This window comes from Brachybacterium sp. ACRRE (assembly GCF_022346485.1).
Lineage (GTDB): Bacteria > Actinomycetota > Actinomycetes > Actinomycetales > Dermabacteraceae > Brachybacterium > Brachybacterium halotolerans.
Genome location: NZ_JAKRMO010000089.1, coordinates 1 through 11,258 on the forward strand (window position 1 = coordinate 1; position 11,258 = coordinate 11,258).

Genomic DNA, 11,258 nt, shown 5'->3' on the forward strand with positions numbered 1-11,258 from the left:
GTCGCCCCTACCCGCGCCCCCCCCGGGCGCGGCCCCCGGCGCCCCCCCGCCCCCGGGCGGCCCACTCCATATCGGGGGGGGCCCCCCCGCACCCCCGCGGCCGGGGCCCCCCACGCTCATATCTTCGGTCGGCCGGGACGGGGTCAGACCTCGACCGTGAACTCGTTCTCGTGCTCGGTGCCCTTGGCGCGCTCGTAGGAGCGGCGGATCTCCGCCTCGGCGTCGCTGCGGCCCTCCCAGTGGGCCCCCTCGACGCTCTTGCCGGGCTCGAGGTCCTTGTAGACCTCGAAGAAGTGCTGGATCTCCAGGCGGTGGAACTCGGAGACGTCCGTGAGCTCCTGGCGGCGCACCTGGCGCTGGTCGCCCACCGGCACGGCGATGATCTTGTCGTCGCCGCCGGACTCGTCGCGCATGCGGAACATGCCCAGCGCGCGGCAGCGGATCAGGCAGCCCGGGAACGTCGGCTCCTCGAGGAGGACCAGGCAGTCCAGCGGATCGCCGTCCTCGCCCAGCGTGCCTTCGATGAACCCGTAGTCGTCCGGGTAGCGGGTGGCGGTGAACAGCATCCGGTCCAGCCGAATGCGCCCGTTGTGGTGGTCCACCTCGTACTTGTTGCGATTCCCTCGAGGGATCTCGATCGTGACGTCGAACTCCACGTCTGCGGCTCCGTTGCGGTGCTCATCGCCCTGTGGGCGCGGTCAATGGTCCTCACACTCTATGCGGAGAGTGGTCCCGACACTCTATATCCTGGGATCCATGCGGACTGAGAAGCTCTGGCGCGCTGTCGCCATCACGCTGTGCGCCGCAGTGCCTGTCAGCTTCTACGTGGTGGGCGACCTCACGGACGCGTTCCCCGGGGTGCTCACGCTCTCGACCGAGCAGCAGGGCGAGAACGCGGGCCCGCGCGCGCAGGGCGAGGACTACGACCGGGAGCAGGCCGATCCGATCGTCCCCACCCCCGCGACCGCCTCGACGAGGGACGCCGACGAGGACCTCGCGGGCCGCCTCGCCTCCCACGCGAAGGATCCCGTGATCGACGGCGGACTGTCCTACTCCGTGGTCGACGCCGACTCCGGCGACGTCATCGCCGAGCGCGACGCCGACACCGCGCGCGTCCCCGCCTCGACGCTCAAGCTCCTCACCGCCTCGGCCCTGCTGCGCAGCGTCGACGGCGACCAGCGCCTCACCACGCACGCCGTGCTCGACGGCAGGACCCTGACCCTCGTCGGCGAGGGCGACATGACCCTGACCCGCGAGCGCGTGGACGCGCTCGCGCAGGACGCGGCGAAGCTCGCCGAGGATCACGGCCAGGACCAGGTCGCCCTGCGTCTGGACACCAGCGCCCTCCCAGGAGGGGAGAACCCCGCCTGGGGCGACAACGGCCGCGCGGGCGGCTGGGTCACGCCCACCGCGGCCCTCGCGGTCGACGAGGGCTGGCTCGACGGCGAGCAGTACGGCAGGAAGTCCGCGGACCCTGCGGGCGATGCCGCGAAGCTCTTCGCGAAGGACCTCGAGAAGCACGGGCTGAAGGTCTCCGGCGGGGCCGACGCGCACGTCGAGGGGGCGAAGGCGCCCGAGGTCGGCGGCGACGTCGTCGAGGTCGCGACGCGCTCGGCGCCGCTCACCGACATCGTCCAGCACGCCCTGCAGACCTCCGACAACACGATCGCCGAGCTCATGGCCCACCTCACGGCCAAGGCCCAGGGCCTCGAGCCGACGCCGAAGAACGCCGCGAAGGCCGTGGACACCGAGGTGCGATCCCTCGCCGACGAGCTCGGAGTGCCCGAGAAGGACCTCGAAGAGCTCGTGATCCGCGACGGCAGCGGCCTCTCGACGGGCGATCGCGTGCCGCCGCGGCTGCTCAGCGCGATCCTCGGCGAGGTCGCCTCCGGCGGTGCGCCGCAGCTCGAGCCGCTGCTGTACGACGTGCCGATCGCGGGCCTCACCGGCACCCTCGAGGAGCGCTTCGGCGCGAAGGGCGTCGCGGGCGCCCGCGGCACCGTGCGCGGCAAGACCGGATACCTCGCGGGCACGTCGGCCCTCGCCGGCGTGACCGTTCTCCCCGACGGCCGCACGGTCGTCTTCGACATCGTGGTCCACGGCTTCGACGGGGCCGACGCCGACACGGCCAAGGCCGCCGTGGACGACGTCGCCTACGAGCTCGCCCGTCGGACCTAGGAGCACCCACCCCATGGCAGGACCCCCGCGCGTGGTCGCACGCGCCCGCAGCGCCGTGCGCGCCGCCCTCCTCGCGCGCCTGGCGGACCTCGCCGACTCGACCGGCGGGGGCGCGCTCGCGCCGCGCGTCCTGGTCGGTCTCAGCGGCGGAGCCGACTCCCTCGCCCTGCTGACCACCACCTGCTGGGTCGGTGCACGGCTGGGCCTGGAGACGGAGGCCGTGATCGTCGACCACGGCCTGCAGGAGGGTTCCGCGTCCGTCGCCGAGCGCGCCCGCATCCAGGCCGAGCGCCTCGGCGCGTCGGCCGTCCACGTGCTCGCCGTGCACGTCGATCCCGATGCCCCGGGCGGGGTCGAGAACGCCGCGCGCGTCGCCCGCCACGAGGCGCTCGAGGCGCTGCTCGAGGAGCGCGGGGGCCTCGCGCTGCTGCTCGGTCACACCCTCGACGACCAGGCGGAGCAGGTGCTCATGGCGCTCGCCCGCGGCGCCGGGCCGCGCGCGCTCGCGGGCATCCCGGCCGCCCGCGGCCCCCTGCTGCGGCCCTTCCTGGGCGACGGCCGCGACGAGACGACCGCCGTCTCCCGGGCCGACACCGAGGAGATCTGCCGCGTGCACGACCTTCCGTGGTGGGAGGACCCGATGAACGCGGACACCTCCCTGCTGCGCGCCCGCGTGCGGCACCGGGTGCTGCCCGTGCTGCGCGAGGAGCTCGGCGAGCAGATCTCCCAGAACCTCGCCCGCAGCGCGGCGCTGGTCAGACCCGATTCCGACATGCTCGATGCCGACGCGGCCGCGCTGCGCGAGTCCCTCGAGCGCGACCTCGGGGAGCTCGAGGAGGAGGGGGACGTGCTCGCCCTGGACGTGCATGCTCTCGCCGCTGCGCCGGCGCCCCTGCGCACCCGTGTGCTGCGCGATGCGTCTCGGCTCGCGGAGCGGCGCGGCGGCGCCCCGTCGGACAAAACCCTGCTGCGCCGCCACGTGCTCGCGGCCGATGCGCTGGTGGTCTCATGGCACGGTCAGGCAGCCTCGCCCCTTCCGGGTAGGATCGAGGTCGCTCGTCGTGACGGACTGCTGGTGTGGCGACGCTCCCGCGACGGGGGCGCATGCGCGTGAACAGCACTCCGGCGCCGAACCCGCGCGACGCCGAGCCGAAGCCGACCCACGGAGGAGACCGCGTGTCCGTCAACCCTCATGAGGACGTCGAGCGCGTCCTGCTCGACGAGGAGACCATCCACGAGCGCCTGCGCGAGATGGGGGCCAGGATCGCCGAGGACTATGCGGACGAACCCCCGCTGCTGGTGGGAGTCCTCAAGGGCGCCGCGATCGTGATGTCCGATCTGGCCCGCACGATCGACCTCGACGTCGACATGGACTGGATGGCCGTGTCCTCCTACGGCTCGGGGACGAAGTCCTCGGGAGTGGTGAGGATCCTCAAGGACCTGGGCACGGACATCTCCGACCGCCGGGTGCTGATCGTCGAGGACATCATCGACTCAGGGCTCACCCTGAAGTGGCTGCTGGCCAACCTCCGCTCGCGCGGCCCCAAGAGCGTGGACGTCGCCGCGCTGCTGCGCAAGCCCGAGGCCGCGCGCGTCGAGATCGACGTGAAGTACGTCGGCTTCGACATTCCCAACGAATTCGTGATCGGTTACGGCCTGGACTACGACGAGTCCTACCGGAACCTTCCCTACGTGGGCGTCCTGAAGCGCTCCGTGTACGAGGACTGAGATGGCAAGCACCACCAAGAAGAAGCGGCCGGGCGCGTCCATCGCGATCTGGGTCGCCGTCGCCCTGCTCCTGGGCATCCTCGCGTTCACATTCCTGGGACGCGACAGCTACCAGCAGGTCGACACCGAGCAGGGCCTCCAGCTCCTGCAGGACGGCAAGGTCGAGCAGGCGAAGATCATCGACGGCAACCAGCAGAGGGTCGACCTCGTGCTGAGCCAGGACTTCGACGACAAGGGCAAGAAGGTCTACTTCTCCTACGTCACCGCGCGCGGTGACGCCGTCGTCGACGCCGTCGACAAGGCCGACCCCAAGAAGGGGTACACCGATGAGATCGCCACCAGCCCCTGGTGGTCGACGCTGCTCGTCTCCTTCCTGCCCCTGCTGCTGTTCATCGGCGTGTTCTGGTTCCTCATCATGAACAGCCAGGGCGGCGGCCGCGCCATGCAGTTCGGCAAGTCCAAGGCCAAGCTGTTCAACAAGGAGGCGCCGCAGGTCACCTTCGCCGACGTGGCGGGGGCCGACGAGGCCGTCGAGGAGCTCGACGAGATCAAGCAGTTCCTCGTCGACCCGGAGAAGTACCACGCCGTCGGCGCGAAGATCCCCAAGGGCGTCCTGCTCTACGGCCCTCCCGGCACCGGCAAGACCCTGCTCGCGAAGGCCGTCGCCGGCGAGGCGAACGTGCCCTTCTACTCGATCTCCGGCTCGGACTTCGTCGAGATGTTCGTGGGCGTCGGCGCGAGCCGCGTGCGCGACCTGTTCTCGACGGCGAAGGAGAACTCCCCGGCGATCATCTTCATCGACGAGATCGACGCCGTCGGCCGCCACCGCGGCGCCGGCATGGGCGGCGGCCACGACGAGCGCGAGCAGACCCTGAACCAGATGCTCGTGGAGATGGACGGGTTCGACGAGAACCAGAACGTCATCCTCATCGCCGCCACCAACCGCGTGGACATCCTGGACCCCGCGCTGCTGCGCCCGGGCCGCTTCGACCGCCAGGTCGCCGTGGGCCTGCCGGACCTCAAGGGCCGTCTGCACATCCTCAACGTCCACGCGCAGGGCAAGCCGCTCGCGGAGGACGTCGACCTCGAGATCGTCGCGCGCCGCACGATCGGCATGTCGGGTGCGGACCTCGCGAACGTGCTCAACGAGGCCGCGCTGCTCACGGCGCGCTCGAACAACCAGATCATCGACTCGCGGGCCCTGGACGAGGCCATCGACCGCGTCTCCATGGGACCGCAGCGCTACTCCAAGGTGATGAGCGACCGCGACCGCCAGATGACCGCCTACCACGAGGGCGGCCACGCGCTCGTGGCGGCCGCGCTGAACTACTCGGCGCCGGTCAACAAGGTGACGATCCTGCCGCGCGGCCAGGCCGGCGGCTACACGATGGTCGTCCCCACCCAGGACCGCAACTACCAGTCGCGCAACGAGCTCCTGGACCGCCTGTCCTACGCGCTCGGCGGCTACGCGGTCGAGGAGGGCATCTTCCACGACGTCACCACCGGTCCCAGCTCGGACCTGCAGAACGCCACCAAGATCGCGCGCACCATGGTCACCCAGCTGGGCATGAGCGCGAAGGTCGGCCAGGTGTTCTACGGCAGCGGCCAGGACGAGGTCTTCGTCGGGATGCAGCAGGGCGGCGACGTCCAGGTCTCCGACGAGACAGCGCAGCTCATCGACGAGGAGGTGCGCCGTCTGGTCGACGAGGCGCTCTCCGAGGCCTGGGCCGTGATCTCCGAGAACCGCCCCGTCCTCGACCGCCTGGTCCTCGAGCTCCTGGAGAAGGAGACGCTCAACGAGCACCAGCTGGCCGTGATCTTCGAGGGCGTCACCAAGCGCCCGCAGCGCGACGTCTGGCAGTCCTCCGCGCAGCGCCCCATCTTCACGGCGCCGCTCGTGGGCGGCAATCCCGGTGATGCCAGCAGCGAGCACGGCGACGCGGGCGATCCGCTCACCCCCGGTCCGCCCGAGCTGCCCTCCCCGGGCGGCGACGGCCCCCAGATCCCCGGCTACCCCGGAGGGACCGATCGCGGGACCGGCGGCGCCGGGCCGGAGGGTCTCCAGGGCACCGACGGCCCTGCGACCGAGGACCGCTGAGATGGACGAGGAGCTGGCTCCCGAGGAGCCGGGCGCTCCCGGCGTCGACGCCCCGCGCATCGAGGCGGCCGTGCGCGAGATCCTCGCCGCGATCGGGGAGGACCCCGACCGCGACGGGCTCGTGCAGACCCCCTCGCGCGTGGCCCGCATGTACGCCGAGGTCTTCGAGGGCATGCGCATGGACGCCCACGAGCCCCTCTCGGTGACCTTCGGGGACATCGAGCACCAGGAGCTCGTGCTGGTGCGCGACATCCGCTTCCACTCCATGTGCGAGCACCACCTGCTGCCCTTCTTCGGCACGGCCCACGTGGGCTACATCCCCGGCGCGCGCGGCGTCACCGGCCTGTCGAAGATCGCGCGGCTCGTGCACGTCTACGCGCGTCGGCCCCAGGTCCAGGAGCGGATCACCACCCAGATCGCCGATGCCCTCATGGAGGAGCTCCGCGCCGCCGGTGCGATCGTGGTCCTCGAGGCCTCGCACATGTGCATGTCGATGCGCGGCGTGCGCGCCGAGGGCGCGCAGACCGTGACCTCGGCCGTGCGCGGCATCCTGCGCAAGGGCACCACGCGCTCCGAGGCCATGTCCCTCATCATGCGGGGCTGACGCCATGAGGACGCGCCCCGACGGACTGCCCGCGGACCTCGCGCGGGATCGCACCCTGGTGATGGGCATCCTCAACGTCACCCCGGACTCCTTCTCCGACGGCGGCGCCCACATGCGTCCCGAGCAGGCCCTCGACCATGCCGAGCGGATGCTCGCCGAGGGGGCCGCGATCATCGACGTCGGAGGCGAATCGACCAGGCCCGGCGCCGAGCGCGTCGAGGAGGCCGAGGAGCTGCGCCGCGTGATCCCCGTGGTCCGCGAGCTCAGCGCGCGCGGCGCGGTCGTGAGCGTGGACACCATGCGCGCCGCTGTCGCGGAGGCCTCCCTCGAGGCCGGCGCCCTCATCATCAACGACGTCTCGGCGGGCCTCGCCGATGCCGCGATGCCCGGGCTGCTCGCGCGCGCCCGGACCCGTCTCGGGGCGCCGCCCGTGGTGATCGCGATGCACTGGCGCGGCCACAGCGACGTCATGAACGACCTCGACGAGTACGCCGACGTGCCGCGCGACGTCGAGCGCGAGCTCGGGGCGCGCCTGGCGGCGCTGCGCGAGGCAGGGGTCGAGGACTCCCAGCTGGTCGCCGACCCCGGCCTCGGCTTCGCGAAGAACGGCGCGCAGAACTGGGAGATCCTGGGGGACTGGGACGCCCTGCTCGCCCACGACCTCCCCGTGCTCATCGGCGCCTCCCGCAAGCGCTTCCTGAGCACCCTGCCCGGGGACCGCGACGTCGCGACCGCGGCCGTCAGCGCCCTGTGCGCGCGCGAGGGCGCCTGGGCGGTGCGGGTGCACGACGTCGCGGCCTCCGTGGCCGCCGTCGAGGTCGGCGCGCGCTGGGCCGCCAGCGAGCACGCGGCGCACCGCACGATGAGCGCGGACCGGTCGCCTCGGGCCGACGGACCCTCTCTCACGGGAGGCGCCCGATGAGCGCCCTCGTCGTCCCGCCGGACCTCGCGCGGGCCCTGCACCCGGGCCCGCCCGACGCGATCGAGCTGATCGGGCTGCGCGCCCGCGGCCACCACGGGGTGCTCGAGCACGAGCGCCGCGACGGCCAGGACTTCCTCGTCGACCTTCGGATGGACGTCGACACCGCGCCCGCCGGACGGGCGGACGCCCTGGGCCGCACGGTGAACTACGCGGAGGTCGCCGATTCCGCCGTCGCCGAGATCGAGGGCGGGCCCCACCAGCTCATCGAGACCCTCGCCGCGCGCATCGCCGGGCGGGTCCTCTCCGAGCAGATCCTCGTGCGCCGGATCGAGGTCACCCTCCACAAGCCGTCGGCCCCGATCCCGCACCCCTTCTCCGACGTGCGCGTGCGCATCGAGCGCAGCGCCCCCGCGACGCCCGCCGTGCTCGCACTGGGCACCAATCTGGGGGCGCGCGAGCAGCACCTCTCCCGCGCGCTCGCCCTGCTGCGCGCCGCCGACGGCATCGAGATCGACTGGACCGCGCCCGTCGTCGAGACCGACCCGGTGGGAGGCGTCGCACAGGACGCCTTCCTCAACACGGTCGTGGGCATCCGCAGCGAGCGCGGGCCGTGGCGCCTCCTCGACCTCGCCCACGCCCTCGAGGAGGACGCCCGGCGCGTGCGCGAGGTCCGCTGGGGGCCCCGCACCCTCGACGTCGACCTCATCGCCTACGGCGACCTCGTCCAGGACGACGAGGAGCTGACGCTGCCGCATCCCCGCGCCCACGAGCGCGCCTTCGTGCTCGCGCCCTGGCACGCCGCCCGCCCCGCGGCGGAGCTGCCCGGGCACGGCCCCATCGGCCCGCTCCTCGCGCGCGCCGAGGATCGCGAGGGCGTGCGCCCCGGCCCCGCGCTCGGAGGGTTCGGCGCCTGATGCGCCCGCTCTCGGTGCCGACGCTCGTCGTCCTCGGTCTGCTCGCGACCGTGTTCGGCGCGGTGCTCGCGAACTTCGTGACCGGGCGCGGCGCCGTGCTGCCGGTGACCGGCTGGGTCACCGGACTGCTGCTGCTCGCCCTGGGCGCCGTGCTGCTCGTGTGCGGCCTCCCGCTGCGCCGCTACACGAAGGAGAGCGAGGAGAGGCGGGAGAACCCGAGCACCGCCCCGCGCCGCCACTCGATCGACATGCTCACCGCCTTCCGCACGATCGTGTTCGCCCGCGCGTGCGCCTACACGGGGTCGATCGTCGGCGGCATCCAGCTCGGCCAGCTCGCCTTCTTCCTGTCCTCGGGCACGGGGACCGTCGTCGGCGCCCTGCTGCCCACGGGCTTCGGCGCCCTGTGCGGCATCGCCCTCGCGGTGCTCGGCGTGATCGTCGAGCGCTGGGGGACCCTCCCTCCGGACGACGGCGAGGGCGGGGCCCGCTCGACCGCCGCCTGAACCTCGCGAGCGACGCTGCGACGCAGGTCAGGGGTCGCCTCGGACGATCGTCGGGTGCCCCGGCGCCCGGCGGCCTGCGAGGATGGTCCCATGGACGATTCGACGCGACCTCAGCGGCTGGGCGGACGGGGACTCACCCCGGTCTCGCCGCGGCTCGTGCCCGCCCGCTACCTCGCCGCGGTCCCGTGGTGGGTGATCTCCCTGGCGATCGCGATCGCCTGCCTCGTGCTGGGACTGCGGCTGGGCTGGTGGTGGCTCGAGGTGCTCGCGATCGTGCCGATCCTCTGGTGCCTCCCCGGGGTCCTGCTCACGCCGCGCCGCGTGCGGGCGATCGGCTACCGGGCGGGGGAGGAGGAGCTGACCCTCGCGAGCGGACTCATGTTCCGCTCGGTCACCACCACGCCCTACGGCCGCGTGCAGTCCGTGGAGATCCACGAGGGCCCTGTCGAGCGCCGCTTCGGGATCGCCCGTCTGGCGTACTCGACCGCTTCCGACGAGGCCGACGGCACCATCCCCGGGCTCCCCCGCGAGGATGCCGAGGAGCTCAAGGAGCTGCTCACCCGGCGCGGCATCGAGAGGATGCAGTCGCTGTGAGCACCGAGGACGCAGCTCACGGCCCGGCCGGGCAGGACGGTTCCCGTCGCACCCATCCGCTCACGCCCCTGCTGACCGGCTGGAAGATCTTCGCCGGTGTGATCGCGGTGATCGCGGCCCAGAACCTGGCCCAGCTCGTCGGCGAGTTCACCGTGCGGCGCGCGCTGCTGGGACTGGGCGCGCTCGTGATCGCCCTCGTCATCGCGGTCGGCGTCAGCGCCCTGATCTGGTGGCGCACCACATACGAGATCTCGTCCGACGGGGTCACGCGGCGCTCGGGCCTGCTCACCCGCACCGGCCGCACCGCTCCGCGCGAGCGCATCGAATCCGTCTCGGTCGAGCGTCCCGCGGTGCCGCGCCTGCTGGGCCTCGCGAAGGTGCGCGTCGAGTTCGCGGGCGGCTCCGAATCCCATCTGGACATCGCGTACATCACGGCGGCCGATGCCGAGACCATCCGCACCGAGATCCTCGACGTGGCCGCCGGCGGGCCCGCCGGGCGGGCCGGGTCGGCAGGGGTGGTCGGCGCGGCCGCCGGCGGATCGTCCGACGGCGGTCCGGCCGCCGACGGGACGACCGCCGACGACCTGGCCGCCGGCGGCGCCCCCGGCACTCCAGCGCAGGCTCCGACGAGCGCGGAGGACGGGACGCCGGGGGCTCCCGCCCGCGATCGCGGTCTGCGCGAGAGCCTGCGCGAGGTCGCGTACGACGGCGTCACCGACGGCGATCTCATCGCGCAGATCCCCACCACGCGTCTCCTGCACGCGATGCTGCGCGACGTCGGCTGGCTGATCGGGCTGGTCGTCGGCGTGGTCTGGATCATCGTCACGGCGATCATCGCCTGGCGCACCGACGGCGCGGGCACCGGGCTGATCGCGGCCGCGCTGCCTGCGATCGTCGCCGTCCCGCAGGCCGTGCTGCACCGCCTCGAGGGCGGCTGGGGCTTCGTCTCCCGCGACACCGACCGCGGGCTGCGCATGCGCCGCGGCCTGTTCTCCACCCGCACGGACAACCTCGGCGCCGGTCGCGTGCAGGACCTGCGGCTGCGCCGCCCGCTGCTGTGGCGCGGCCCCGCGTGGACCGAGGCGCGGGTGAGCGTCGCCGGGATCGGCGAGAACGACTCCTCGGCCGCGACCAGCGCCCTGCCCGTGGGCACGCGCGAGGAGCTGCTGCGCACCCTCGGCCACCTGCTGCCGACCCTCGGCACCGAGGACGACGCGGCGCTGCTGGATCGTCTGCTCACCGCACGCGCGCGGGATCTGGGCGGCATCGGGCCGCGCCACCGGCTGTTCGTCATCGGGCGACGCACGCGCCGCGTCCTGCTGCTGCCCGGCGCGCTCGTGCTGCGCAGCGGCGTGATCACCGCGAAGGTGCAGATCGTCCCGCGCGAGCGCATCCAGGGCCTGAGCCTCGCGCAGGGACCTGTCGGCCGTATGACCTCCACCGCGACCCTCACGGTCGGCGTCGCCGCGGCCCGCGCCGAGATCGCCGGCGTCTACATCGCCGACCTGCTCGAGCTCGAGGACTCCCTGCGCCCGGACGCCGCGCATGGCCGCCGCTACCGTGATCGCGACGACTGGCCGCGTCCGCCGCTCGGGCCCCATGCGCACGCGCCGTCGGTCCCTGCGCCGGCCGGCGCCCCCGACTCGGCCCCGGCACCCGACTCGGCCCCCGCACCAGGCTCGGCCCCGGCACCCGACTCGGCTCCCGCCCCCGTCAC

Annotated in this window: 11 protein-coding genes; 10 read left to right on the forward strand and 1 reads right to left on the reverse strand. The window is 73.2% G+C overall.

Translation table 11 applies throughout. From position 1 onward, the window contains the following. Nucleotides 1-143 precede the first annotated feature (143 nt). Entirely contained in the window at nucleotides 144-656 is a 513-nt protein-coding gene (locus MHY49_RS17670) for an inorganic diphosphatase (protein WP_200503873.1), read from the reverse strand. A 100-nt stretch (nucleotides 657-756) separates the two neighbouring features. On the opposite strand from MHY49_RS17670, the gene MHY49_RS17675 reads away from it, so the two are divergent. From MHY49_RS17675 to MHY49_RS17720, 10 genes are all read left to right on the forward strand, one after another. Continuing rightward, nucleotides 757-2,178: a D-alanyl-D-alanine carboxypeptidase/D-alanyl-D-alanine-endopeptidase gene (locus MHY49_RS17675; RefSeq protein ID WP_239206350.1), complete on the forward strand. Its 1,422-nt coding sequence runs from the start codon at nucleotides 757-759 to the stop codon at nucleotides 2,176-2,178. A 13-nt stretch (nucleotides 2,179-2,191) separates the two neighbouring features. Then, nucleotides 2,192-3,292, forward strand: coding sequence for a tRNA lysidine(34) synthetase TilS (gene tilS / locus MHY49_RS17680; RefSeq protein ID WP_239206352.1), 1,101 nt, complete (start codon nucleotides 2,192-2,194; stop codon nucleotides 3,290-3,292). A 62-nt stretch (nucleotides 3,293-3,354) separates the two neighbouring features. Next, entirely contained in the window at nucleotides 3,355-3,906 is a 552-nt protein-coding gene (hpt, locus tag MHY49_RS17685; protein ID WP_152353369.1) for a hypoxanthine phosphoribosyltransferase, read from the forward strand. 1 nt (nucleotide 3,907) lies between these two features. Next, nucleotides 3,908-6,004, forward strand: a complete 2,097-nt coding sequence (gene ftsH / locus MHY49_RS17690) for an ATP-dependent zinc metalloprotease FtsH (protein ID WP_239206354.1) — start codon at nucleotides 3,908-3,910, stop codon at nucleotides 6,002-6,004. A gap of 1 nt (nucleotide 6,005) precedes the next feature. Continuing rightward, on the forward strand, nucleotides 6,006-6,608 hold the full coding sequence (gene folE, locus MHY49_RS17695; RefSeq protein WP_239206356.1) for a GTP cyclohydrolase I FolE: 603 nt from the start codon (nucleotides 6,006-6,008) through the stop codon (nucleotides 6,606-6,608). A 4-nt stretch (nucleotides 6,609-6,612) separates the two neighbouring features. Beyond that, nucleotides 6,613-7,530, forward strand: coding sequence for a dihydropteroate synthase (gene folP / locus MHY49_RS17700; RefSeq protein WP_239206358.1), 918 nt, complete (start codon nucleotides 6,613-6,615; stop codon nucleotides 7,528-7,530). Then, the gene (gene folK, locus MHY49_RS17705; protein WP_239206359.1) at nucleotides 7,527-8,444 is read left to right on the forward strand and encodes a 2-amino-4-hydroxy-6-hydroxymethyldihydropteridine diphosphokinase; all 918 of its coding nucleotides are present in this window, start codon (nucleotides 7,527-7,529) and stop codon (nucleotides 8,442-8,444) included. The genes folP and folK overlap by 4 nt, the downstream gene beginning before the upstream one ends. After that, a complete protein-coding gene (locus tag MHY49_RS17710) occupies nucleotides 8,444-8,947 on the forward strand; it encodes a DUF3180 domain-containing protein (protein WP_228358696.1) in 504 nt (167 codons plus the stop codon). The genes folK and MHY49_RS17710 overlap by 1 nt, the downstream gene beginning before the upstream one ends. A gap of 90 nt (nucleotides 8,948-9,037) precedes the next feature. Continuing rightward, on the forward strand, nucleotides 9,038-9,541 hold the full coding sequence (locus MHY49_RS17715) for a PH domain-containing protein (protein WP_228358695.1): 504 nt from the start codon (nucleotides 9,038-9,040) through the stop codon (nucleotides 9,539-9,541). After that, on the forward strand, nucleotides 9,538-11,258 hold a 1,721-nt coding region (locus MHY49_RS17720; protein WP_239206361.1), incomplete at its 3' end, for a PH domain-containing protein. The genes MHY49_RS17715 and MHY49_RS17720, both read left to right, overlap by 4 nt.

Excerpts from the sequence above, each read along its gene's own strand:
- MHY49_RS17675 (WP_239206350.1), top strand. The coding sequence starts at position 757 with ATGCGGACTGAGAAGCTCTGGCGCGCTGTCGCCATCACGCTGTGCGCC.
- folK (WP_239206359.1), top strand. The coding sequence starts at position 7,527 with ATGAGCGCCCTCGTCGTCCCGCCGGACCTCGCGCGGGCCCTGCACCCG.
- tilS (WP_239206352.1), top strand. The coding sequence starts at position 2,192 with ATGGCAGGACCCCCGCGCGTGGTCGCACGCGCCCGCAGCGCCGTGCGC.
- folE (WP_239206356.1), top strand. The coding sequence starts at position 6,006 with ATGGACGAGGAGCTGGCTCCCGAGGAGCCGGGCGCTCCCGGCGTCGAC.
- folP (WP_239206358.1), top strand. The coding sequence starts at position 6,613 with ATGAGGACGCGCCCCGACGGACTGCCCGCGGACCTCGCGCGGGATCGC.
- MHY49_RS17715 (WP_228358695.1), top strand. The coding sequence starts at position 9,038 with ATGGACGATTCGACGCGACCTCAGCGGCTGGGCGGACGGGGACTCACC.
- MHY49_RS17710 (WP_228358696.1), top strand. The coding sequence starts at position 8,444 with ATGCGCCCGCTCTCGGTGCCGACGCTCGTCGTCCTCGGTCTGCTCGCG.
- ftsH (WP_239206354.1), top strand. The coding sequence starts at position 3,908 with ATGGCAAGCACCACCAAGAAGAAGCGGCCGGGCGCGTCCATCGCGATC.